This window comes from Achromobacter sp. Root565 (genome assembly GCF_001427425.1).
GTDB lineage: Bacteria > Pseudomonadota > Gammaproteobacteria > Burkholderiales > Burkholderiaceae_B > Achromobacter > Achromobacter spanius_D.
Genome location: NZ_LMGO01000001.1, coordinates 3,322,886 through 3,345,142, shown reverse-complemented (window position 1 = coordinate 3,345,142; position 22,257 = coordinate 3,322,886). Strand labels below are relative to the sequence as shown.

The following is a 22,257-nucleotide window of genomic DNA, read 5'->3' as shown; positions in this document are numbered from 1 at the left end:
AGGTAGGGGCAATGGGAAGCGCGGGCGGCGCCGCGGGCAGGCGTTGGGGGCGCATGGTTTACGGGGCGGCGGGTTGCGGGGCGGACGCGGCTTGCGGCGCCGCCTTGTCGAAGGTCTGCGCTTTCTGCTGTTCGCCCTTGAACGTCTGCACCACGACCGGCTGGCGCGGCGGCTTGTTGAAGATGTCCGTCGCGTCGTTGACCCGCGTGACCGCGGTGACGACGTCATGCGGCTGGTCGACCGTATCGGCCTGCGCGCTGCGCAACGCCAGCTGCAGCAGACCCACCTCGCGGGCAAGCGCAAGACGCTCGGAATCGCGGGGCGTGACTTCCAGCGTGAGGCTTTCGTAGTAATTGCGTGGCGGCGTGGCCTTCTTGTCCGCGGCGGCGGCGTCGGCGGCCGCATTGCTGGCGGGCGCGATGCCGGCCGGGTTGCCGTTCAGTGCCAGCACGCGCACGTTGCGCACGATGGTCTGCGACGCCAGCGCGGTGAACGAGGTGTCGGGCTGGCCGGGCAGGGGCGGCTGGCTCGTGTCGCGTTCCAAGTGCAGGATCACGTCGACCCGGTCGCCCGCGGACACGAGGCCGGAGTTGCTGGTGACTGCGCTGGCTGGAATCGACACGGCCCGCATGTCGGGCTTGAGCACCGAGGCGACAAAGCCATGATCGCCGCTGAACACCAGCCCGTCGCGCGTCAGCGGCTGGCCGTCCTGCAGGGCGCGCCGGGGCGTGGAACCGGCGACGGTGCGCTCGACTTTGCGGCGTTCCTCGTCGGTGTCGGCGGTGTAGTGTTCAGCCCGGATCTCGCCGGCCGGCAGTTCGCGCCACGCCAGCGTGCGGCCCGCGACGAAGTCGCCGGGCGCCAGCGGTCCGGCCGCCGACAGCACCATGCGCACCGGCGAACGCGGCGCCTCGACCTGCTTGACGATGGTCACGGGAGGCGGCGGGCGCATGAGCGCGCGGCCCACCAGGGCCGCTCCCGCGGCCAGCGCGATCGCCGAGGCAAGCAGGATCAATGATCGGGTCTTCATAGCAAATAGGAGTGATTTGTCTTTTCAATTGCATCAAAGGTGCGCATTGACCCCTGATGGCGCGCCGTCGGCGCATGGTCGTGCCTGGGTGAAAGCTAGCTGGCGCTCCAGAGCACGAAGACCGCGCCGCAGGCAATCGCAAGCCCGTAGGGAATGCCTTGCATGGGCTCGTCGCGCAGGGCGTGCGGCGTGGGAATGACAAGGCCGGACAGCCAGACGTTGATCCGCATCAGGAACAGCGCCAGCGCCCGTTCCAGCGCGCGCAGCAGCGGCAGCGCCAGGGCCATCGCGCCGCCGGCCAGGGCGGTCACGATCAGGAAGACGAAGGTGTGTTCGCCCAGCCACAGGCACAGCACGGCCATCAGCTTGGCGTCACCGGCGCCCATCCAGCGCATCGCGAAGAGGCAGTACCCGGCCACCAGCACGCCCGCGCCGGCCAGGATGCCGGTCGTCAGCGATGCGCGCAGCGCGGGGTTGCCCTGCGCCAGCGTCCATCCGGCATAGGCGACCCATGCCAGCAGCAACGCCAGCACCAGACGGTTGCTGATGCGGCGATACAGCAGGTCGGACACCACCACCCAGGCCAGGGCCGGCAGGAGGATGATGCTGGGCAGGGAGTACGCCACGAAACGTCCGGCGATCAGCCGCCCGAGCGGGCGTCGGTGCCGGCTTCGGTGATGTCGCTGGCGATGGCGCCGAACTTGTCGCGCAGCGCGGTGATGAAGGCGCCGTCGGAGCCGAAGATCACGCCCACGGCGGCGGCCATGGCGGCGGCGAGGATGCCGTATTCAATTGCGGTCACGCCGCTTTCGTCACGAAGGAATTGTTGGATGCGGGAGGTCACGGAAAAGTCCAAAAAAGAATCGTCGTGAAGGAAAAAACGAAGGCTTTGACAGCCGTCATTGCGCAGACGATATTAGGATTCATTTGCAGCTAGCGATCAACCCGCGAATCATTAAGACTCGTTCAGGAACTCCTGCCGGCCGCGCTTCTACAGGGCAGGCGCAGCACGGCAAGCAGGCCGCGCGAGGAGGCGCGCGCTTCCTGGTCATGCGCGTCCAGATCGTTATCGGCAAGCACCAGCGACCCCCCATGCAGCGCCGCCACCGCGTGCACCAGCGCCAGGCCCAGGCCATGACCCGAGATCGTCCGGTCGCGCGTCAGCCGGCGGAAACGCTGCACGGCCTGGCCGCGCTGGTCGGCGTCGATGCCGGGGCCCTCGTCGGCGGCGCCCAGCTCGATCCAGGCGCCGCGGCGCCGCGCCAGCAGCGTGACCACCGTGCCTGACGGCGCGTACTTGATGGCGTTGTCGGCCAGGTTCACCAGCGCCTGGAACAGCAGCGCGCGGTCGCCCATCAACGGCAGATCGTCCTCGATGCGGGTCTGCAGCACCAGCCCGCGCTGCTCGGCCAGCACGTCGTAGTAGTCGTGCAGATCGGCCAGCAGGACACGGATGTCCAGCTCGGCGGGCTCGTGATGGCAGCGCCCCGTCTCGACCTCGCTGATGCGCATGACGGTGCGGAACAGGTACAGGATGCGCCGGACCTCTTCTTCCGCCAGCGCCATCTCCGCTTCCGCCGCGGGGTTGCTGCGCATCGACTCGGCGGCGTTGCTCAGCCGCTGCTGCAGGCGCGTCAGCGGCGTGCGCAGCTCGTGCGCGATGTGATTGGTCGCATTGCGCACCTCTTCCATCAGGAAGCCGATGCGTTCCAGCGCCTGGTTCACGTCGTGTCCAAGTTCGTCGAACTCGTCCTGGCTGCCATGCAGCGACACGCGCGCGTTCTGGTCGCCGCGCGCAAACCGCGCCATCGTCTGGCGGATGCGCGTGACGCGGTTGGCGGCGCCGATGCTGAACAGCAGACCCGCGCCCAGGCTGAGCAGCAGCGCCGTGAAGACGCTCAGGCCCACGACCAGCGGCACGGGATAGATGCGGTTGAGCATCGGCAGGATGTCGTAGGCGATGACGTAGCGGCCACCGTCGGGCAGCAGCGACGCGTGGCCCAGCCATTCGCTGGAGCCTTCGCCCGTCGTCAGCGACGCGCGCAGCCAGCCGCGGCAGGGTTGCTGCCCGCCCCGGCACATCAGCGGCGACAGCAGTTCCCCGGCGCCGTATAGCAGGCTGCCGTCCGCCGCCTGCACGGAGATCGCGCGCTCGCGGCGTGGCACGGCGGCTTCGCGCTGGCGCAGCGCGCGCGCCAGGTCCGAGGCGCTGTCGCGGCTGCTCAGCGTCTGGTGCGCGCGGATCTCGGCGGCGACCATGTCCTTCACGTGCCGCACCATGACGTGCTCGAGCAGATTCTGGCCCCAGGCGATGGAACCCAGCGTGACCAGCAGGAAGATGAACGCGAAGCACGCGGTGTAGCGGAAATGGCTGGTGGTGCGCGTGGGCGGCGGTTCCGACGCGGCTTCGGGCACGCGCCCGTCGCGCCAGAACGTGCGCCATGAACCGAACAGGCGGGAAAACGGTCCCTGCCTGAGCGCCCGCAAGGTCTCAGGAAAATCGAACGGCACGGTATTCATCGGATCAGCTCAGCACGTATCCCATGGCCCGCACGGTCTTGAGCAAAGGCTGCGCGAAGTCCTTGTCGATCTTCGAGCGCAGCTTGGAGACGTGCACGTCGATCAGGTTGGTCTGCGGATCGAACTGCAGGCCCCACACCTTCTCCAGCAGCATGCCGCGCGGCACGGTCTGTCCGGCGTGCTCGGCCAGCGTGCGCAGCAGCAGGAATTCCTTGTCGGTCAGGCTGATCTCGCGGCCGGATCGCGTGACCTTGCGGCGCAGCAGGTCGATCTGCAGATCCTGCACGCACAGGCGCGCGGTGTTGGGCGGCGTGGCGTCGTGCCGCTGCACCAGCAGTTCCATGCGCACCATCAGCTCCAGAAAGTCGAAGGGCTTGCCGATGTGGTCCTGCGCACCGGCGCGCAGCCCCTCGACGCGATCCGAGGCCTGGTCGACGGCGGACAGGATGATGACGGGCGGGTGCGGACGGCCTTGCAGGCGGCGCAGCACCTCGATGCCGTCGATGCCCGGCAGCATGCGGTCGAGGACGGCAATGTCGAACACCTGACGGTCCAGGGCGATCAGCGCCTGCTCGCCGGAGTCGACGGGCACGCATTGGTGGCCGCTAGCCTGGAACTTGCTGGCCAGCCAATAGCTCACTTTGCTATCGTCCTCGATTAACAGTATCCGCATGAATTTCCTCGCTCGCGTGTGACTTCATTCCGCCAGCGTTTGTCGCCGAACTTCTCATGCCGCACGCATCAGAAATTCATCCCGGTAAGCCGTGTGGCTTGCGCCTTCGAGCCAGGCGCTTATGGGATCACGATTCATATCGCAACAGCAACGGGCTAAAAGTTAACAAGATTTAATCTTATTGTAAATAAGAATGATTGTTATTCTTGTAGAATTCGCTTCGTTCTGTTGATCCGATAGCCTGGCGGCTGAAGCGCGCCGTGGCTGATTCCTGCTCCCATGTCCGCATTTCTTCTGCGAAGCCGCCGCTGGCTGGGCGCGGTGTTTCTATCGCTGCCCGCCGCCGCTACCCTTGCCGCCGATGTCTACGTGTCGTTCGACGCGCAAGGCATGGCGCACTTTGCGCCCACCGCGCTCGACGACAGCTACCGGCTGCTGTTCCGCGATATGTCGGCAGGCGGCCGCGGCGCGCGCCGTGCCGCCGAACCCAGTCCAGAAGTCCGCAAGGCGCTGGAACAGGCCGCGCAGCGTCACGGGCTGGATTACGCCCTGCTGCACGCGGTGGCACAGGCGGAGTCGGGCTTCGATACGCGGGCGGTGTCGCCCAAGGGTGCCGTCGGTTTGATGCAACTGATGCCCGCGACCGGCAGCCAATATGGCGTGCCCGGCACGGACGATGTGCTGCAGGCCAACCTGCGCAAGCTGGATTTGAACGTCGATGCCGGCAGCCGCTATCTGCGCGCCCTGCTCGACCGCTACGACGGCAACCTGGAGCTGGCGTTGGCCGCCTACAACGCGGGTGAAGGCGCCGTGCAGCGCGCCGGCAACCGGATTCCGAATTTTGAAGAGACGCGCAACTACGTCAGCCGGATCATGTCGGCCTATCAGCCGGCAGCGTCAATATCGCCGCAAGCGTCGCCGCCGCGCGCGGTGCTGGCGGACAACACCGGCATGACCCCTTCCATGTGGACGATCCAGGGCGATCAGAAGGCGGTCAGGCAGTTCGAGGAAGGCTTCATGGTGGTGCCGCCGCGCAAGCGGTAACGGTTCAGGCCGGCGGGAACGGGAGGACGGTTGCATCCGCCTCGCGCTTGCGATGCGCGAAGTTCAGCGTCACCATCAGCCCCGCCACCATGGAAAACAAGTGCTTGAGGGTGTGGCCACTGAGGAACGCGAACGTGTCGTAGATCTGATGATCGAGCAGCTCGGCAGCCTTGGCCAGCACATAGAACCCGATCGCCGCGCCAAAATATAGCCGTTCGCGCATGGGTGTGCCGTTGCGCCATTGCAGCAGCGGCACCAGCACCAGCGGCATGAACTGCACGAACAGGTACGGACGCAGATCGCCCGTTGACGTGTGATCGGTGTACCACCACCACGCCACGCTGCCCACCGCCAGCGCGGTCCACAGCACGTCGACCCAGCGGCCGTCGCCCACGGTTTCGCGCCACACGGCGGACAGGATGCCGGCGCACAGCAGCGCGATGGGCAGGCGGTCCCAGATCAGGCGCGCGTTGTCCGGCACCAGGTGATACCAGCCGGACCCGAAGGCGGTCAGCAAAAGGGCAAGGAAGAACACCGTGTAGCCGGGCCGGATCGCATCCAGCGCAGGGTGGCGGCGCGAGTGCAGGACCAGCGCCAAGCCATACCAGCCGACCACCGCAAAACCCAGGTTGGACAGCACATCGCCCGCGTTGGGGATGCCCAGCCACGCGCGCTTGTCGGCAAAGTCGTGATAGTGCTCAAGCTGGGGAATCGGCCCGTAGAGCGCCAGGCCCAGCGCCACCAGGATCACCACTGTCCAGGGCAGCACGCGGCGCGAACGGGGGGCGGACGTCGTTGCTGCAGATCGAGTGCTCATGCGGGTTCATCCCCCGGCAGGCGGGGTGTGCCGGCTAGCAGTGATAGTAAAGGCGCCGCCCGGCCGCCTCCAGCCCTCGCAGCGCGCGGTTCGCAGGTTTTTTATGTCGTTGTGTATCCGCCCGCGCGGCGCGTACATGCCGACACCCAACGCCCGGCGCTCTGCGCCACAGTGACGTCCAGCAGTCATGTCCCCTTCAACAAGACTTTCTGGAGCATCACCATGTCGGAACCGGTCAACGTCCAGCGGCGCCGCCTGCTGGGAACCACTTCTTCGCTGGCGGGCGCCAGCCTGCTGGGCCTCGCGCTCGGCGGCAACGCAATCGCCAAGTCCGTAGCGCAGGCCCCGCAAGGCCTTGTCCCCACGTTCAGCAACATCCGGCAGATCCGCGCCGGCACGCTCGACGTGGGCTACGTGGACGCCGGCCCCGCCGACGGCCCCGTCGCCATCCTGCTGCACGGGTGGCCTTATGACATCCACAGCTTCATCGACGTCGTTCCGCGCCTGACGGCCGCCGGTTACCGCGTCATCGTGCCCCATCTGCGCGGCTACGGAACCACCCGGATCGTGTCGCCCGACACCCCGCGCAATGGCGAACAGGCCGTCGTGGCCGTGGACATGATTGCCTTGATGGACGCCCTGAAGATCCGCAAGGCGGTCGTCGCCGGCTTCGATTGGGGCGCGCGCACCGCGTGCATCATGGCCGCATTGTGGCCCGAGCGCTGCGAGGCGCTGGTGTCGGTCAGCGGCTACCTGATCGGCAGCCAGGAAGGCAACCGCAAACCGCTGCCGCCGCAGGCCGAACTGCAATGGTGGTACCAGTTCTACTTCGCCACGGAGCGCGGCGCTGCCGGCTACGCCGCCAACGTGGACAGCTTCAACAAGCTGATCTGGCAACTGGCCTCGCCGCAATGGCGCTTTGACGACGCGACGTTCGCGCGATCGGCGCGCGCCTTCGACAACCCCGACCACGTCGAGATCGTGGTGCACAACTACCGCTGGCGGTTGGGATTGGCGCAGGGCGAGACGCAATACGACGCGCTCGAGGCACGGCTGGCCCAACTGCCCAAGATCGGTATTCCGTCGATCACGATGGAAGGCGACGCCAACGGCGCGCCGCATCCCCCACCCGCCGCCTACGCCGGCCAGTTCACCGGCAAATACCAGCACATCGACGTGGGCGTCGGCATCGGCCACAACCTGCCGCAAGAGGCGCCGAAGGCGTTCGCCGACGCGGTCCTCCGCGTCACGCGCCTGTAACGCGCCAACGCGTCACACCGCGACACCACGAGCCGCTCAGCCGGCGCGCGGCAGCCAGCCCGAGACGGCCGCAAGGACCTGCTCGGGCATCTCGCGGTGCGGCACATGGCCGCAGCTCTCGAAGATGACCGGCCGCGCGCCCGCCAACTGCGCAATGCGCTGGGCGTGCACCGTGGAACCGTATTCATCGTTGTCGCCGTGCAGCGCCAACGCCGGGCACTTCACCTGCGCCAGCTGCGGATCCAGCGTCCAGTCCGCGAAGTCCGGCGACAGCCAGGTGTCGATCCACGCGCTCAGCACCCAGGCTGCCTTCTCGCCGTGATACTTCTTCAGGCGGTCCAGCTGTCCCGGCTGCGCAAACGACTCGCGCGCTTGGCGGATGCCTTCCAGCGTGCGTTCCTCGGCATAAACCTGCGCAGACTCGGTAATCAGCGCGCGGCACGACTGCGGATACGCCGCCGCGCTGGCAATCGCCATGCCGCCGCCCACGCTATGCCCAAATGCCGCGAACTGATCCAGCTCCAGCGCCTCGCGCACCGCGCGGAACCCCTCGATGGCCTCCCGCACCACAAAGTCCACGCCCAGCGTGCCCTTGTACGGGTCGGACCGGCCGAACCCCAGGCGATCGTAGGCAATGACCTCGCGGCCCGTCGCACCCGCCAGCCGCTCAGGAAAGTCGCGCCACAGTTCCACGCATCCCAGCGAATCGTGCATCAACACGATCGGCACGCCGTTGCCGGCAGGCGTGGCGGAAGCAGCGGGCGTCCAGCGCCGCACAAAAAGCTGGCCGCCGGCGGCCGGGACGAAGACATCTTGAAATTCGACGGACGACATCAAGGGTTCTCACGAAGTAGATGGCACGGGACGCATCATGAATGCGGCGGCAGCACGCCAGCCGCTCCCGAGGTCAGTGCGAAATAGTAGCGTAGGCGCTGCGCTGCAGCACAACACCCCGCAAGCGCGCAGCGCACACCGCCAAGACGCCCACACACCCGAATGCCGGGTTGCCGCCGCCCGGGCGGCAGCAACCCGGCGGCCCCGCAGATCTCCTTCCCTGCACACAGGTCTTGCAGCGCGCAAACCAAAGGCCCTGGCAGCACGGCGTCGCGGTCACCGTGGGTGCGAGCGCCGTCGATGCGCCCGAGGGAATCTGAAGGGAGCCGAAGGCGGACGAAGATGACGACGGGGCAGTCCGGAGCGAAGGCTCCGGACCGCAATCGTGGGCGATCGTGCCCATGGTGACCGCGGCCTCGGGCGACCTACGAAGATCCCTCGCGGCAGCAAGATCAACAACTCACGAAGCCCACCCACACACCACACCCGCCGCCTCTGCGACGTTCGACAACCTGACCCATCACACCAGTATCAAAGCCGTGACGTTACGAATGCAATTGCTACGGCCCCACGGCGGACGGTAGCCGCACGCACATCATTTGTCGCATTACATGCCCTGCCCGCGTGCCGCTTTTCGCCGTTGCGCCACTACGATGGCCGCAGTTATTTACCGCACCAGGAGCAAGTCATGAAGATCCCTTACCGCCACCTAGCCGCCGCCGCCGCCCTCATCGCGGCGCAGGGCTACGCAGGCACCGCCAGCGCGCAGTGGCTCGATGCCGTAAAGGGACAGATGGAGGGCGCGGGCCAGAGCGGGTCGACTCAGAGCGGTTCAACCCAAGGCGGCATCCTGCAAGGCCTCGGCAACAGCCTCCCGCTGTCATCGCTAAGCCCCGCCTCCGCCGGCAACGCCGCCGGCGTGCTCGAGTTCTGCATGAAGAACAACTACCTCGCCGGCGGCGACGCGCAAGCCCTGAAAGATCAGCTGATGGGCAAGATCGGCGGCGGCTCCACCCAGAAGGCCAAATCGGATTCGGGATACCTGGCCGGCCTCCAAGGCCTGCTCAACGGCAGCGACGGCAAATCCGTCGACCTGAGCGGCGGCGGGCTGAAAGAGGAACTGACCCGCAAGGCGTGCGATCAGGTCCTCAAGCACGCGAAGTCGTTCCTGTAGCCGGACGTCCGAAAATATCCTCCCGCGCCGCACGGCTCAACGCCACCACCGCCGGATGCTCCAGCCGCTGGTCGGTCGTGATGGCGTAAAACTGCTCCTTCACGTCCGCCGCGTGCCCGATAGCGCGCACGCGGTACTGCTTGCATAGATACGCCGCCGTCGCCGACGGCGCCACGAACAGCCCCGTTCCCGTCTGTCCAAAGGAATTCATCAGCGCACTGTCATCGAATTCCCCCACGATGCGCGGCCGTATATCGTGCTCATCGAACCATTGCAAAAGCCGCGGCCGGATGGCGGCGTCTTCGCCAGGCAAGAGGAACGGCGCCTGGTCCAACAGCGCTGGAAACTTCCCTGGCAGGCTCTCCAGCAACGGCCGCGATCCAAAAAACGTCAGCCCGCATTCCCCCAGCAGATGGCTGAACCCCCGCACATTCAGATTGTTCGGCATCGGGCGATCCGCGATCACCATGTCGAAGCGATGCACCGCCAGATCGGCCAGCAGAAACGGCAGCCGCCCTTCGCGGCAGATCAGCCGCACGTCCTGGTCCAGGTGCAATGCGGGTTCGATCATCCGGTACACCATCGCCTTGGGCATCCCCTCGGCCACGCCTACCTTGAATTCCAGCGCGCGCCGCGCCGGCCGCTCGCGCAGGTCGTCCAGCAGCTCGTCGCCCATCGTGAAAATGCGGTCCGCATACTGCAGCGCGTGGCGGCCCACGTCGGTCAGTTCCAGACCGCGCCCGGCGCGACGGAATAGCTCCGTGCCCAGCGTGGATTCGAGTTCCTGGATCTGGCCGCTGATCGATTGCGGCGTGCGCTGGAGTTGCTGCGCCGCGCGGGCAATGCTGCCCGCCTTGGCGACCGTCCAGAAATAGCGCAGATGCTTGTAGTTGAGAGTGACCATGGCTGATCAATCCAAAAAATCTGACTATCGGGTCATCATAATGCGGATTGTTGGAGGAATCGCCCCGCACTAGACTGGCCTTGTGCGATGGAAGTACGTGTTTCCCATGGCGCGGCGGTCGCGGCGCGATGGAAGGAGGCGCCTCTCATGAACCGGGTCGAAACCTTTGCGACGCTGCCGATGTGGGCGGGGTTCGTGGGATTCGTGCTGATTGTGCTGGCGCTCGACCTGTATGCGTTCGGCGGGCGCCGCGCACACCGCGTGTCCTCGCGCGAGGCGCTGTGCTGGGTGGCGGCCTGGATGACGCTTGCCACGCTGTTCGGCGGCCTGATGTGGTGGTATCTGGACGCCACGCTGGGCCGGGCTGTCGCGCATCAGAAAGCGCTGGAGTTCTACACCGGCTACCTCATCGAACTGTCCCTGTCCGTGGACAACATGTTCGTGTTTTCGCTGATCTTCACGTACTTCGCGGTGCCGCTGGAGTTGCAGCGGCGCGTGCTGCTGTATGGCGTGCTGGGGGCCATCGTGATGCGGATCAGCATGATCCTGGCCGGCGTGTGGCTGTTGTCCCAGTTCGTGTGGCTGTTCTATGTGCTGGGCGCGTTCCTGATCTTCACGGGGCTGAAGATGCTGTTCACCGCGGGCCGCCAGCCGGACATCGCGCGCAACCCGCTGGTGCGCTTTCTGCGGTCCACCATGCGGATCACCAAGGACTATCACGGGCAGTCGTTCTTCGTGCGCATCGACGGATTGCGGTACGCAACGCCGATGTTCGTCGTGCTGATCGTGATCGAGGCGACGGATGTGGTGTTTGCCGTGGACAGCATCCCCGCCATTTTTGCGGTGACGACCGATCCGTTCATCGTCTTCACATCCAATATTTTCGCCATCATGGGCCTGCGGGCGCTGTATTTCCTGCTGGCGGACATGGTGGCGCGGTTTCACTATCTGAAGTACGGCCTGGCGTCGGTGCTGGTCATCATTGGCGGCAAGATGCTTGCCGAACAATGGGTCCACGTGCCGGTGCACTGGTCGCTTGGGGTGGTTGGCGTGATCCTGCTGGCGTCGGTTGGCGCAAGCTGGGTGATGCCCGGACGGGGCGCGCATAAGCCCGCGCGCACCGAGGCCAGGAAGTCACGAACCGGAGGTCTGCCATGAACACGATCATTCTTGCCACCGACGGGTCGCTGCACAGCGATGCGGCAGCCCGATTTCTGGTGGAAAGTCCCTTGCTCAACCGCGATTTCGTCGTGCACGTGGTGCACTGCGAACCCGACGTGGGCGGTGACGTGAAGTCCTTCATCGACAAGGAGGACATCGCCGCCTGGCACCACGAGGAAAGCGGCAAGGCGATGCAATCGGTGGTTGGCATCCTGAGCGCCGCCAACGTCGGTCACGAATGCCACGAGTTCGTCGGCTTTACGCCGGAAAAGATCGTCGAGTATGCGAAGCAGATCGACGCCGGGGCGATCGTGATTGGCTCGCATCATCACAGCCCGCTGGTCAACGCCATCCGGGGCTCGGTCAGCGGGCGGATCCTGGCGCACTCGCCTTGTCCGGTGATGCTGGTGTGAAGCAGCACGGGCCGCGGGGGCGCGGCAGTGGTATCTTCTGCGGATTCTTCGCCTTGCACCTGCGCCCATGTCCGACGTTCCTGTTCCCGCCGATTCGCCCGTTTCCGACGAGCCGGCGGCCCCGCACCGCCCCTTTATCCAGAATGCCGGCACCCGGCGCACGCTGCATTTCACGCAGCAGGAGATCCAGAGCAGCATGTCGCTGCTCAACCCGGATGCGCTCGAGATCGAATACACGCGGATGATGATGGGCTTCGTGCTGTTCAAGCCGGAACCGGCGGACATCCTGATGGTGGGCCTGGGCGGCGGATCGCTGCCCAAGTTCTGCCACCGCTATCTGACGGGGGCGCGCACCACGGTGGTCGAGATCGATCCCGCCGTCATCGCGCTGCGCGACGCGTTCATGGTGCCGCCGGACGGCGAGCGCTTTCGGGTGGTCCAGGCCGATGCAGCGCAGCACCTGGCCGGGCTGACGGACGAGGCCGATGTGATCCTGCTGGACGGATTCGTGGCCGGCGGCATTCCGGACGCCCTGTGTTCCACCGCTTTCTATGCCGACTGCTATCGCGCGCTGCGCGACGACGGCATCCTGGTGATCAACTTCCACGTCAATCACCCCATGCACCACGAATACCTGGACCGCGTGCGCGACGCGTTCGGCTCGTCGATGTTCGAGGTGGTCGACGACGACATGACGAACAGCATCGTGTTCGCCTGCAAGGGCAACCTGCTGGAAAACCCGGCGGCCGCGCAGCTCACGCGGCCGGCGGCGATGCCCAAGGATGCGTGGCGCCAGCTGATGCCGACGATGCGCGTGATCGGGGCGACGCTGGAGCTGCGCTAGTCCGGGGAATACGCGACGCCGGGTGCTGCGCTACGCCGGGTCGCTCAGCATGATGGACAGCAAATCGCGTGTGGCGCGCGACAGGACGCCGGGCGCCGGCGCACCCCCCTTTTCGCCGAGCGTCTTCGTCAGGCTCGACACCGTCTGCGCGACGGCATCGTCGTCCAGCACCTTTGGCGCGGGCCCGGTTCCTTCCGTTTGGACGGGCGGCGGCGTGATGTGCTTCTTGGCCGCCTTCAGCAGCTCCGCCACCGGATCGGCCTTGCCCCGCGCGTTGACGCGGTCGGTCATCGCAGTGGCCAGGCTTTTGCCGCCGCTGCGGGTCCGCAGGCCCGACCGTTCGCTTGCAGCTTCCCACGCGCCGCGTTGCGCGGCATAGGCGGTCAGCAGCGCGAAGCGGTCCGCGTCGATCAGCAGCGGCGATTCCGCCACCGCAATCAACAGGGACTGGTAGGCGGCGCTGGCGGCCGTGGCGTCGTTGCCGATCAGGCCCTTGGACACGTCCTTCCACAGGTGATGGAACGGCAGCGTGGTGGCCGCGGCAAACATGTCCGCACCCAGCGTCGCGCGCTGCTCGAAGGCCAGCACCAGATAATCCACGTCGTTCACCGGCTCGGGCTTGCCGGCCGCGTTCTGGCGGTGCAGCACGCCGTCGATGAGTTGCAGTCCCGACAGCTTGTCCTGCGAGTCCGCGCCGGCCAGGACGCGATAGCCGCTGCGTCGCAGCGCGTCGCCGTCGTAGACGCCGAAGCGCACGCTGACGCCGTCGGTGCCGAACAGCTTGGCCAGCGGCGTGAGCAGGCTTTCGCCCGTCTTGACGATGGCGCCGCCCACCGGGCCGCCCAGCATCGTGACTGCGGTGGACACGAAATCCAGGATGCCGCGGGAAAGGCTGCTGTCGGCGAAGCGGCACAGCGCCGCGTACATCTCCAGTCCGTCGCTGGCGTAGGGGACATTGCGCGCGACATAGACGTCGCGAAACGCCACGCGGCGAGCGCCGGCATCGGGCGCGGCCGCGCCCAGCGCCTGCTGGATGAGGTCGTAGCCGACGATGTACGGAATCTCGCGCCGCGCGCCGTCCGCGCCATAGCGCAGAAAAAACGTGCACAGCGGCAGAAACTGGCTGAGATAGTTGCCCGCGTCGCACAGACGCATTTCGACCAGCCGGACGCTGAAGTAGCACTGGCCGGGCACGAACGCGGCGCCGGTGACGCCGGCGGCCAGCGCGGGCGTGCCGCCGGGCGGCTCGATCTCCGCGTAGAAGTTGCGCCCCGCGGGCACGGTGGGCAGCAGCGCGCCCGCGCCGTCGCCGCTTGCCGCCTTGTTGCCGATGCCGCGCAGCATCCCGAATAAACCGTCCATGTCAGCTCCTTGTGCGGCGTGGCCGCTGCCCGCTCAGTCGCGCACGATGGCCATTGCCGATGCCCACGTCGGCAGGTCGCCCGCGTCGCCCTGCGCGGCCTTGCACGCATAGCGGTAGGCCTCCGCCAGGTCCTTGGGCTGCGCCGCATCCAGGTACACGTCGTAGAAGCGCTGGATGTAGCGCGCGCAGGATTCTTCCTCGACCTGCCAGCGAAAAGCCAGCACGCCGGCCGCACCCGCGCGCATGACTTCCAGCGCGGTGCGCACCGACGCGCCGCTGCACGAGGACAGCACCAGCAGTTTGCACTTGCCCGCTTCCATCCACTGGCCGATCAGCCGGATCGACAGTTGCCAGGCTTCGCCGTCCTCGCCGGGCAGCACCAGCATCGTGCTTTCGCCTTCGGACACCGAATGGCCGGCGAAGTGGAAGATGTCGTAGTTGCCGGTGCGCAGGCGTTCCTCGATGCGGCGCTGCAGGTCCGCGCCAACGAGCCCGGGCTCGTCCGCGGCGCGCACGTGGTCGATGATCAGGTGCCCGGGCACGCGCGCGGCCAGTTCGGCCAGGTGCTCGCGTTCCTTGGCCACGGACTGCAGCGGCCCGAATTCCATCGACGGCAACGGTGGGCCGCCGTCCTCGCGCCGGAAGGTGACGGTGCCAAACACCGAGCTGGCATCCATGAACAGCATCCGCACTGGCTGCCCGGGCGTGCGCGCGTCCGGCTCCCAGCGCGGCGCGGGCGCCGTGCCGTCCAGATGCAGACGCCGCGCCATCGGCAGTTCCAAACACAGGTAGCGGCCGCTGTCGGCGCCGAATTCCCGGCCCATTTCAAAGGGCAGGTTGAAAAGGCGCGACACCTCCTGGCTGGCCAGGTTGAATTCGAAGCGCAGGTCCAGTCCCGCGAACGCGCCCGCGCCCGGCGACACTTCCTCGTCGCGCGCGCGCTGAATCAGCTTGGCGACCGGCGCGCCCAGGCTGTGCGTCACCATGGCGCTGAACACGTCCTCGCCCACGCCGCTCAGGTCCTTGAGCCATTGCGGCGCCTTGGTCTCGCCCAGATAGGGGCTGAACGTCTCGATGCGGCCCACCAGCGCCGAGATCCGGTCGCGCTCCTTGTACGGCATGTCCTGCGACGAATACTCGTGCCGCCCCATCTGGATGCGGTAGGTGATCGAGTGCTCGCCCACGCGGATGATGAGCCGCCGCCGGCGCTTGGGGGCCAGCGGCGTCAGGCACGTCAGCACGGTGGCGACCTCCGCACCGCTGTTGACGCCGGTTTTCGCGTCGTTGGTCCACATGAAGACCTCGGGGCGCTCCAGCACGTAGCGCTGCACCAGTTCGGGCGGGTCGACCGCCAGCACCAGCAGCGGGACCGGCGAACGCGCGGCGATCCACTCCAGCAGCTCGACGGCGGCCGCGCCGGGCTTGCCGCGCTTGCTGGCGGTGGAGCCGAGCCGCGCGTCGATGATGACGAGCCGGGGTTCGATGCGGGGCGTGGACAGGTCCCACGATTCGATCTGCGTCTTGGCGCTTTCCAGCGACGTGCGGCGGCGTAGCTCGGCGCCCACGAACGGCGCGATCGCGGGGTACTGCTGGACGAGGCGATGCAACTGGGCAAGGTTGTTGGCCCAGTCGTCCTCATGCTCGTCGTTCATGCTGGCCAGCAGAATGAAGTTCGGTCCGGCGGCGTCTTGTTCCATGATGGCTGTCTCATGATCCGGATGGCCTAGCCGGCCCGCAGCGGCAGGATCAGCGTGAACGCGCGCCACGGCGGCGTGACGGACTCGTAGGCCTGCGGCGGCGCGAGCGGCGCATCCGACAGCGGCGGGTCGGTGACGAGCGCGCCGCCGTGGTCGATCACGGTTTCCTGGATCTGGGTGATGGCGATGCTGGCGCCGTCGTGAGCGGCGCGCTCGGCGTTGAGCAAGGCGTCGTCGGGCACGGCATGCGCCGGCGGATCGGACTCCCACATCTGCTCCTCGCTCAGGCCGAAGCGGATCGTGCAGCCGTCCGGCCCGGTGTCCAGGTCCACCGTGACACGGGCGTCATCCGCGTTGCGGCACCGCAGGAGGTAGTCGATCATCGAGCGGAATGCCGCCGTCAGCGCCTGCGCATCGCCGGACACGGCCGGGCCGTCTTGCGACGCCGTGTGGTTCGTGAGCGCGATCCGGCGCTGGTCGCGGGCGGGTAAGGCGGTCACCACGTCCTGCAGGCGCGCGCCCAGTTCGACGTCGCTGTGCGTGGCGCGCGTGCGCCGCCGCGATTCGCTGGCGCCGGCCAGCCGCTCAAATGTGATGTCGGCCTTGCCGATCTCGGCCACGATGCGTTGGCTCAGGTCCTGGGCCTGCGCGGCGACGACTTCCGCCGGTGTGCCTTGGCGCGCGTCGTCGTGCAGCAGCACGGTCTGCGAGGTCAGGCTGCACGCCAGCGACAACGAGGTGCGCGTCTGCCGGGCCACCTCGGCCACGGTCTCGCGCAGATAGCGCAGGTCGCGCGCCCAGCCCAGATCCGCGATGTCGGTGAAGAACCAGATCGACATGTCCAGGCTGGGATCCAGGTCGGTCCGCGTGGCCAGCACGGAGCGCGGCTGGCCGGTGCTGTCCAACAGCTCGATGCGCTCGCGCTTGACGGTAAAGGAGGAGGTCAACACGCCCAGCGTCGCTTCGTCGCCCGCAATGGCGTAGTCGGTGATCGACGGCGATTCGGTCAGGCTGCGCCCGCGGCGGGGTTCCGCGCCCAGCATGTCGGTTGCCACGCGGTTCATCTCGATGACGGCGCCCTCGCGTCCCACAAACACCACGGCCTGCTCGGTCTCCGCCATGAGGCTTTGCTTGGTCTGGCTGAGCAGATGCTGGGCCAGACCCTCTTCCAGCGACGCGATGATCTGCAGCAGGTCGCCGATATCCGGGCCCTTGAAGGCGTGCGAGACCGACGATTCCACATCAAGCAGCCACCGTATCCGGCCGTTCAGATGGATGGGTACCGTCATGGCCGAGCGCAGCGGCCGCTTCGGTCCGCCGTAGCCGTGCTGCGCGTAGACCGGGTTGCCGATGTCGTCCACCGCCAGCAGGCGCCCTTGCGCCAGCGTGGCGCCCAGCATGCCCTTGTCGGTGGGCTGTTGATAACCGGGCGGCAGCGCGTAGGCCGGCGCCAGGCTGTGCTGGGTGACGACCTCGAATCTGTCTTCCTGGCGGTTGACGCGATACAGCGCCACGTGTTCCCACAAGAAATGCTGCGCGAGCTGGACGATGATCTCGTCGGCGGCCTGGCGCAGCGAGGCGGCGGCCATCACCTTGCGCCGCAGGGAATCCGCAAACTCGGCGCGCTCGTCGTCGCGTTCCTTTTCAAAGCGCATCAGCACGGGTTCAAGGTCCAGGGCGCGCAGCATCTCCAGATGGCGTTCGCCGTATGCGCCCGGCTGGCGCGAACACAGGCTGAGCGCCGAGCTGTAGCCGCCCGCGCGCGTCACGGGCAGCGTGACGGAGGCCTCGATGCCCAGGTCCTGGTAGCAGCGCACGACCTCGTTGCCGGGTTCCGGCATGTTCTTCCGGACGAACGTGCCGATTTCGTCGACCCAGGTTCGGCCGGAATCCAGGAAGGCGCGTATCGTGGGCGGCAGGTCCATCCAGCGCGCGGGCCACAGCTCCACGCCTTCCGGGCGCACGGCGATCGCGCGAAACAGCGACACGTCGTTGCCGTAGATGCCGAAGACCGCATGTTCGAACGGGATGAGCCGCCGTATCTGTTCCAGGATGCGGTCCAGCTTCGTGCGCCAGCCGCCGACCGCGGGGTCCAGGGCGATGCGCCGGATTTCGTCGCGGGCGGATTCCAGCGTGCGCGACTGGATGACGGCGATCACGCCCAGCAGCTGGCCGTTGGGGGCGGGATCGGGCGTCATGACCAGCTCGAACTGCCGGTCGGCGTCGTCCGGCACCGGGATGGCGATGGTCACCGCGACCATGGCATCGCCTTCCGTGTCCTCCATGCAGCGCACGATGGCGCGCTGCACCGGTCCGCCGTCGGACGGCCGGAAATGCGCCGCCAGCCGGGTGCCGTACAGGGCGTCACGCGGCAGGCCCAGCGTGCGCGCGGCCTCGGGGTTGGCGAAGCGGATCACGCCCTGCATGTCCAGCCGGAACACGGCGTAGGGGGTACGTTCGAAACGGTGGGCCTCGGCCTCGCGGAACGGCATGCCGTCATTGACCAGCACGATGAGTTCGCCGCTGTCCAAGGTGCATAGCGGAATGAGCTGCGCGGGCACGCGCGCGCTGCCGGCGCGCCGATACACGACGTCGACGGGGCCGTCTCCCATGCGCAGCGGCTTGGCAAGACCGTAGACCTGGCTGACGTGGCGGCCGACGAGCGCATCGCGCGCCAGCGGCAGCACGCTGCTCGCCGCCACGATCTCGCCGGTGGCGGCCAGCACGAGGCAAGGCACGCCGACCTGGGACAGCACGCGCGCAACCTCGGCGGGCTCGCCAAAAAGGGAGAACTCGCGCAGCGCCCCGTCCTGGGAAAGCGCCGGCGCGTCGGGATAGGGTTCTGGCTCCATCTCTGTCATGACAAGACCTCTTCACCCGCCGTCAACGCTTGATGAACGCGATGACCTGCTGTTGTGTGCCCTTGTCGTTGTCGAATCCGCCATGCGTGCTGGAGGCCACCGGCGCCACGCGGGCGGTGGCGGAAGGGCTGCCGGCCGGCGAGACGTGAACCGCATCGCACGGAATGGCCGCCTCGCGAAAGTAGCGTTCCATGCCCAGCAGCGGCGTGGTGGTGCCGCCTTCAAACGATTCGCTGACCAGGTACAGCAGCGAGCGCCGGTACGGTCCGCAGGTCGGGTCGTCCTCTTCGGCGCGATCCGACAGATGGAACTGCTGGTAGCGCTTCACGCGGCTGCCCAGGTGCGGCACGACCAGATCCTGGAAGGTTTTCATCGTGACGGCGGGCGCCATCAGGCTCAGCGATTCCAGCTCCCCGCCGTCCGCCGTCAGGCGCTTGACGAAGTGGCTGGCGACGATGGCGCCGGCCGAATGGCCCACGATGTGCAGGCGCACGCGGCCACGCGCGACATGCATCTTGAAGTGCTTGTACAGCAGGATCATCGCGGCCTCTTCGCCGCCATTGATGGCTGGCTCACTCATGGCTTCGGCGTTCTGCTTCATCTCACCCCAGATCACCGTGCCGGGGCGCGCCAGCCAACGTTCAAGCCGCTGGTTCCACCAGCGTTCCAGCCGCTCGCCGATGCCGCCGGTGGAGCGCGGCACGTTGCTCGCTGCGTCGCGGATGATGTTCTTCACGGTGCTGATGAAATCCGTTTCCCACATCAGGAAGACGGGAAAGATCTGGCTGTCGTAAAGCAGCGGGATCCATTCGGCGGCGGCTTCGGCCGCGTCGTTCTCGCCGACAAGGCCGCCGTGCGCGTAGACGCAGACGTCCATCGGCTTGTCCTTCAGGTTCCAGCGCTCGCGCGCGGCGGCCATGTGGACGTCCACGATGGCGCGCAGGTCGTCCGGCGTGGTGCGAAAGGCGCCGCTGTTGCTGAGCTTGCCGTTATTGCCGACGTTGACGATGAAAGGCGTGAGCTCGCGGTCGCGCAGCACCTTGCCGGCGGCAAGGGTCACCTTCTGTCCTTCCGTGCGCAGGCTGATGCTGTTGGCGATTCGATCGTGCTCGTGCGTGACCACGCCCAACTGCACGACCCAGCAGTCCATTGCGTTGCGCAGCCAGTCGTCGTAGGTCAGCACGGCCATGCCGTACGTGCCCCATTCCTCGCCCCACGAGTTCTGGATCAGAAAGCCGTCCTGCGTGTAGCCGACGATGACGAAGGCGTGGCCCTGCATCGCCATGTCCTGTCCGGTGGATGGGATGACCCAGAACGGCCGGCTGACGGGCGTGGGCTCGTCCTCGTGCGGCGTGACGCCGTGGCCGTCGTCCCAGCCGTCGTGGCAGCCCGCGCTGGCGTACAGGATGCCGACTTCGTTCAGCGCAGCGTGCATCTCGACGATGCTGCGGGTGTCGATCCGGTAGTAGGCGCCCAGCGGCCGCTTCACCGCGTCCAGCCACCAGTCGTCTTCGGGGCGCTTGGCCGCCGGCGGCATGTCGATGGTGGGGAACAAGCCCTGGGCGCAGGCGCCGTGCCGGAACCAGCCCTTCAACGCGCCGCGCAGGCTGGAGCCGCTGTCGTCGACCGATCCCGGAAACTCGTCGTAGCGCCGCGCCATCGAATACAGCATGTAGGGCGAGATCGCGGGACGCGTATCGCGCTCGGATTTGCGCAGCAGGTATTCGACCACCGTGGACAGCGCAAAGCCCGTGCAGGCCGAGGTTTCGCCCTGGTGCTTCACCGTCAGTCCCATCACGGGAATCATCTCCACCTTGGGCGTGACGGAAATGTTGGGCCGGAACAGGATGTCGCGCGCGTCGAAGGCATCGGGCTTGGCGGACCGCTCGAAGGGCCGCGCGGACGGGGCATCATCCTGCTTGCGGCGTTTGCGGGCCTTCGGGGCCGGATCTTCCGGGGCCGCGGCGGACGCTTGCGCCACGCGCTTGCTCTTCTTCTTTGGCGTGGACTTGGTTGCCGTGCGCGCTGCCGCCTTTCGGGTCGCCATGTCGTTCTCCCAATGCCGGCGGCCGGCTAGGACGCCAGCTTCAAGCTGGCGATGTAGCGGGGCGCGTCGGCGGCCAGCTTGGCCTGCACGTCGTCGCGCAGCTGTTCATACAGGGCGGCGTTCAGCGTCAGGCGCTGCGCGCAGGCCCAGAAGTTCACCTGGCGCGCACCCCACTGCGCAAACAGGAAACGCTTGCGGCTGTCCACGGCGCGAAAGTAGTAGGCGCCCAGCGCCATCGACAGCCCGCCGCCGCGATCGCGCTGCACCGCGCCCAGCTGGAAGTTGCCGCCCGACTGCGACGACGCGTGAAAGTCGAAGAGCCTCACGGTGTCGTCGTCTTCGGCCAATTGGCCCAGCGCGGCCACGGCCTGGTCCAGCACCGCCAGCTGATCGCGCCGCGCGACGGCCAGCAGCAGGTCGACGGCCACCTGATCCATGCGGAATTCGCGCTCGTCTTCCTCGTGATGGGTAAAGCTCATCTGCCCGCTGGTCCAGCCCAGGTTTTCCAGCACTTCCACGTAGGTCTGATACCAGGCCTGCGACTGCGTGAATCGGTCATGCGCGGCGCTGGCCGCGCGTTGCGCCAGTTGCAGCGAATACAGCACATCGCCGCGTTCCTGTTCCTGCAAGCCGGATGCAAACGACAGCACGCTGCCGGCGTTGATGCTGGCCTGCGGCGCCTGCCGCGCGGTCTTGCCTGCGGCGCCGGCACGCAGCACGGCGCCCGAGCGTTTGGCGGGCGCGCGCCGCCGTGCGACCGGCATGCCGGGTGGCTCCAGCGTCTGCACCGCCAGATCGTTCAGGTAGCCGTGGATACCAACCGCGTTGACGCCGTGGTCCGGCATGGTCGAGGAGGGCGTCGCGCTCTTGGATGCGCGGCGAGCAGCGGGGCGCGGCGGCGGGGCGGGCGACACCAGCGCGCCGTCTTCGGAAAACGTGGCGGCCAGGATGAAGTCGGCTTCCGCCGCGGAATAGGCGGGATCCCAATGGGAGTTCTCGGGGACGTGGCAATGGCCGAAGTGGCCGCTGGCCGAATCCCAGATGGCCGGGTCGCGGTTATGGCCGCCCGGATCCTTGCCGTTCTTGGCGGGCAAGGGGCGGCCCGACGGCCATTTGCGGGGAATATCGTGCTGCTGTTCGATCCAGCGGCACAGGCGCGCCACGTTGGTCAGCGCGCGGCTGTCCTTGGGCAGATGCGCGAATCCCACCAGTTCGATCTGCACCGCCGAATCCCGGTTGGTCTGCACGCCGCCCGCATCGTTGCGCAGCGCCCGCGCGCCTTCGGCGGTGTCGACGTGCTGGAAGATGGTGGTGGCGTCGACCGTGAAGTGGGGGTCGGAACGGTTGCGGCGGAACGCATCCATCGCACCCTGCGCGGTGCTGCCTTCCGTGGTGTGATGGACGATCTTGAAGGGGCCGCCAAGATGAGGCCCGGACGAGCCGGAAATGGGTCGCCACGTCGCAAACGGACATCGTGCCATCGATGGTCTCCTGGGCACGGGCGCGGGTGTTCTTGGCAAGACGACATGACGACGATGATGCGGCGCCCCTTCCAGGGATATATATGCGGACCTCATCCGCCTCGCTAGTAGCCGAAAGTATTAATCCTTGAATG

Annotated in this window: 19 protein-coding genes; 6 read left to right on the top strand and 13 right to left on the bottom strand. The window is 67.2% G+C overall.

Annotated features, from left to right (window positions below; genetic code table 11):
• Positions 1–58 precede the first annotated feature (58 nt).
• The 5 genes from cpaB to ASD71_RS14945 form a co-directional block, all read right to left on the bottom strand.
• The gene (gene cpaB / locus ASD71_RS14965; RefSeq protein ID WP_056565314.1) at positions 59–1,030 is read right to left on the bottom strand and encodes a Flp pilus assembly protein CpaB; all 972 of its coding nucleotides are present in this window, start codon (positions 1,028–1,030) and stop codon (positions 59–61) included.
• Positions 1,031–1,125: 95 nt separating this feature from the next.
• Positions 1,126–1,656, bottom strand: coding sequence for a prepilin peptidase (locus tag ASD71_RS14960; protein ID WP_056565312.1), 531 nt, complete (start codon positions 1,654–1,656; stop codon positions 1,126–1,128).
• Between the two features lie 14 nt (positions 1,657–1,670).
• On the bottom strand, positions 1,671–1,874 hold the full coding sequence (locus ASD71_RS14955) for a Flp family type IVb pilin (protein WP_056566940.1): 204 nt from the start codon (positions 1,872–1,874) through the stop codon (positions 1,671–1,673).
• Positions 1,875–1,996: 122 nt separating this feature from the next.
• Positions 1,997–3,550 carry a HAMP domain-containing sensor histidine kinase gene (locus ASD71_RS14950; RefSeq protein WP_056565309.1) on the bottom strand — a complete coding sequence of 518 codons (1,554 nt, stop codon included), beginning with the start codon at positions 3,548–3,550 and terminating at the stop codon, positions 1,997–1,999.
• Positions 3,551–3,554: 4 nt separating this feature from the next.
• Positions 3,555–4,223 (bottom strand): response regulator transcription factor, encoded by a 669-nt coding sequence (locus ASD71_RS14945; RefSeq protein ID WP_056565307.1) that lies wholly within the window; start codon positions 4,221–4,223, stop codon positions 3,555–3,557.
• A gap of 279 nt (positions 4,224–4,502) precedes the next feature.
• Between ASD71_RS14945 and ASD71_RS14940 the strand changes: the two genes are divergently transcribed.
• Positions 4,503–5,267, top strand: a complete 765-nt coding sequence (locus ASD71_RS14940; protein ID WP_056565304.1) for a lytic transglycosylase domain-containing protein — start codon at positions 4,503–4,505, stop codon at positions 5,265–5,267.
• Positions 5,268–5,271: 4 nt separating this feature from the next.
• Here the strand turns inward: ASD71_RS14940 and ASD71_RS14935 are convergent, their stop codons facing one another.
• Positions 5,272–6,084 (bottom strand): alkaline phytoceramidase, encoded by an 813-nt coding sequence (locus tag ASD71_RS14935; RefSeq protein ID WP_156395146.1) that lies wholly within the window; start codon positions 6,082–6,084, stop codon positions 5,272–5,274.
• A gap of 222 nt (positions 6,085–6,306) precedes the next feature.
• Here ASD71_RS14935 and ASD71_RS14930 point away from each other — a divergent pair, with 222 nt between their 5' ends.
• Positions 6,307–7,344 (top strand): alpha/beta fold hydrolase, encoded by a 1,038-nt coding sequence (locus ASD71_RS14930; RefSeq protein WP_056565298.1) that lies wholly within the window; start codon positions 6,307–6,309, stop codon positions 7,342–7,344.
• Between the two features lie 36 nt (positions 7,345–7,380).
• Here the strand turns inward: ASD71_RS14930 and ASD71_RS14925 are convergent, their stop codons facing one another.
• Positions 7,381–8,178 carry an alpha/beta fold hydrolase gene (locus tag ASD71_RS14925; RefSeq protein WP_056565296.1) on the bottom strand — a complete coding sequence of 266 codons (798 nt, stop codon included), beginning with the start codon at positions 8,176–8,178 and terminating at the stop codon, positions 7,381–7,383.
• Between the two features lie 688 nt (positions 8,179–8,866).
• Between ASD71_RS14925 and ASD71_RS14920 the strand changes: the two genes are divergently transcribed.
• Positions 8,867–9,352: a DUF2501 domain-containing protein gene (locus ASD71_RS14920; protein ID WP_056565294.1), complete on the top strand. Its 486-nt coding sequence runs from the start codon at positions 8,867–8,869 to the stop codon at positions 9,350–9,352.
• Here ASD71_RS14920 and nhaR read toward each other — a convergent pair.
• Entirely contained in the window at positions 9,327–10,256 is a 930-nt protein-coding gene (gene nhaR, locus ASD71_RS14915; protein ID WP_056565292.1) for a transcriptional activator NhaR, read from the bottom strand. The two genes, ASD71_RS14920 and nhaR, sit on opposite strands and share 26 nt — an antisense overlap.
• A gap of 147 nt (positions 10,257–10,403) precedes the next feature.
• On the opposite strand from nhaR, the gene ASD71_RS14910 reads away from it, so the two are divergent.
• The 3 genes from ASD71_RS14910 to ASD71_RS14900 all read left to right on the top strand — a co-directional run bounded on the left by ASD71_RS14910 (position 10,404) and on the right by ASD71_RS14900 (position 12,674).
• Entirely contained in the window at positions 10,404–11,414 is a 1,011-nt protein-coding gene (locus ASD71_RS14910) for a TerC family protein (protein ID WP_056565289.1), read from the top strand.
• Complete coding sequence (locus ASD71_RS14905; RefSeq protein WP_056565286.1) at positions 11,411–11,830, top strand: universal stress protein; 420 nt, start codon at positions 11,411–11,413, stop codon at positions 11,828–11,830. Before ASD71_RS14910 ends, ASD71_RS14905 begins: the two co-directional genes overlap by 4 nt.
• A 67-nt stretch (positions 11,831–11,897) precedes the next feature.
• Positions 11,898–12,674, top strand: a complete 777-nt coding sequence (locus tag ASD71_RS14900; RefSeq protein WP_056565282.1) for a fused MFS/spermidine synthase — start codon at positions 11,898–11,900, stop codon at positions 12,672–12,674.
• 30 nt (positions 12,675–12,704) lie between these two features.
• Here the strand turns inward: ASD71_RS14900 and ASD71_RS14895 are convergent, their stop codons facing one another.
• The 5 genes from ASD71_RS14895 to ASD71_RS28240 are packed head-to-tail and all read right to left on the bottom strand — an operon-like array spanning position 12,705 to position 22,123.
• Positions 12,705–14,036 carry a hypothetical protein gene (locus tag ASD71_RS14895; RefSeq protein WP_056565279.1) on the bottom strand — a complete coding sequence of 444 codons (1,332 nt, stop codon included), beginning with the start codon at positions 14,034–14,036 and terminating at the stop codon, positions 12,705–12,707.
• Positions 14,037–14,069: 33 nt separating this feature from the next.
• The gene (locus ASD71_RS14890) at positions 14,070–15,734 is read right to left on the bottom strand and encodes a CHAT domain-containing protein (RefSeq protein WP_056565277.1); all 1,665 of its coding nucleotides are present in this window, start codon (positions 15,732–15,734) and stop codon (positions 14,070–14,072) included.
• A 26-nt stretch (positions 15,735–15,760) separates the two neighbouring features.
• Complete coding sequence (locus ASD71_RS14885; RefSeq protein WP_056565274.1) at positions 15,761–18,595, bottom strand: PAS domain-containing protein; 2,835 nt, start codon at positions 18,593–18,595, stop codon at positions 15,761–15,763.
• A 22-nt stretch (positions 18,596–18,617) separates the two neighbouring features.
• On the bottom strand, positions 18,618–20,642 hold the full coding sequence (locus ASD71_RS14880) for a C1 family peptidase (RefSeq protein WP_056565272.1): 2,025 nt from the start codon (positions 20,640–20,642) through the stop codon (positions 18,618–18,620).
• Positions 20,643–20,668: 26 nt separating this feature from the next.
• Positions 20,669–22,123 (bottom strand): N-acetylmuramoyl-L-alanine amidase, encoded by a 1,455-nt coding sequence (locus ASD71_RS28240; protein ID WP_056565268.1) that lies wholly within the window; start codon positions 22,121–22,123, stop codon positions 20,669–20,671.
• Positions 22,124–22,257: the final 134 nt, after the last annotated feature.

What these genes read in the sequence shown, in the direction of transcription:
- ASD71_RS14945 (WP_056565307.1), bottom strand. Translation starts at nt 4,223, where the DNA reads ATGCGGATACTGTTAATCGAGGACGATAGCAAAGTGAGCTATTGGCTG.
- nhaR (WP_056565292.1), bottom strand. Translation starts at nt 10,256, where the DNA reads ATGGTCACTCTCAACTACAAGCATCTGCGCTATTTCTGGACGGTCGCC.
- ASD71_RS14905 (WP_056565286.1), top strand. Translation starts at nt 11,411, where the DNA reads ATGAACACGATCATTCTTGCCACCGACGGGTCGCTGCACAGCGATGCG.
- ASD71_RS14950 (WP_056565309.1), bottom strand. Translation starts at nt 3,550, where the DNA reads ATGAATACCGTGCCGTTCGATTTTCCTGAGACCTTGCGGGCGCTCAGG.
- ASD71_RS28240 (WP_056565268.1), bottom strand. Translation starts at nt 22,123, where the DNA reads ATGGCACGATGTCCGTTTGCGACGTGGCGACCCATTTCCGGCTCGTCC.
- ASD71_RS14935 (WP_156395146.1), bottom strand. Translation starts at nt 6,084, where the DNA reads ATGAGCACTCGATCTGCAGCAACGACGTCCGCCCCCCGTTCGCGCCGC.
- ASD71_RS14885 (WP_056565274.1), bottom strand. Translation starts at nt 18,595, where the DNA reads ATGACAGAGATGGAGCCAGAACCCTATCCCGACGCGCCGGCGCTTTCC.
- ASD71_RS14900 (WP_056565282.1), top strand. Translation starts at nt 11,898, where the DNA reads ATGTCCGACGTTCCTGTTCCCGCCGATTCGCCCGTTTCCGACGAGCCG.
- ASD71_RS14920 (WP_056565294.1), top strand. Translation starts at nt 8,867, where the DNA reads ATGAAGATCCCTTACCGCCACCTAGCCGCCGCCGCCGCCCTCATCGCG.
- ASD71_RS14925 (WP_056565296.1), bottom strand. Translation starts at nt 8,178, where the DNA reads ATGTCGTCCGTCGAATTTCAAGATGTCTTCGTCCCGGCCGCCGGCGGC.
- ASD71_RS14880 (WP_056565272.1), bottom strand. Translation starts at nt 20,642, where the DNA reads ATGGCGACCCGAAAGGCGGCAGCGCGCACGGCAACCAAGTCCACGCCA.
- ASD71_RS14910 (WP_056565289.1), top strand. Translation starts at nt 10,404, where the DNA reads ATGAACCGGGTCGAAACCTTTGCGACGCTGCCGATGTGGGCGGGGTTC.
- ASD71_RS14930 (WP_056565298.1), top strand. Translation starts at nt 6,307, where the DNA reads ATGTCGGAACCGGTCAACGTCCAGCGGCGCCGCCTGCTGGGAACCACT.
- ASD71_RS14890 (WP_056565277.1), bottom strand. Translation starts at nt 15,734, where the DNA reads ATGGAACAAGACGCCGCCGGACCGAACTTCATTCTGCTGGCCAGCATG.
- ASD71_RS14895 (WP_056565279.1), bottom strand. Translation starts at nt 14,036, where the DNA reads ATGGACGGTTTATTCGGGATGCTGCGCGGCATCGGCAACAAGGCGGCA.
- ASD71_RS14940 (WP_056565304.1), top strand. Translation starts at nt 4,503, where the DNA reads ATGTCCGCATTTCTTCTGCGAAGCCGCCGCTGGCTGGGCGCGGTGTTT.
- cpaB (WP_056565314.1), bottom strand. Translation starts at nt 1,030, where the DNA reads ATGAAGACCCGATCATTGATCCTGCTTGCCTCGGCGATCGCGCTGGCC.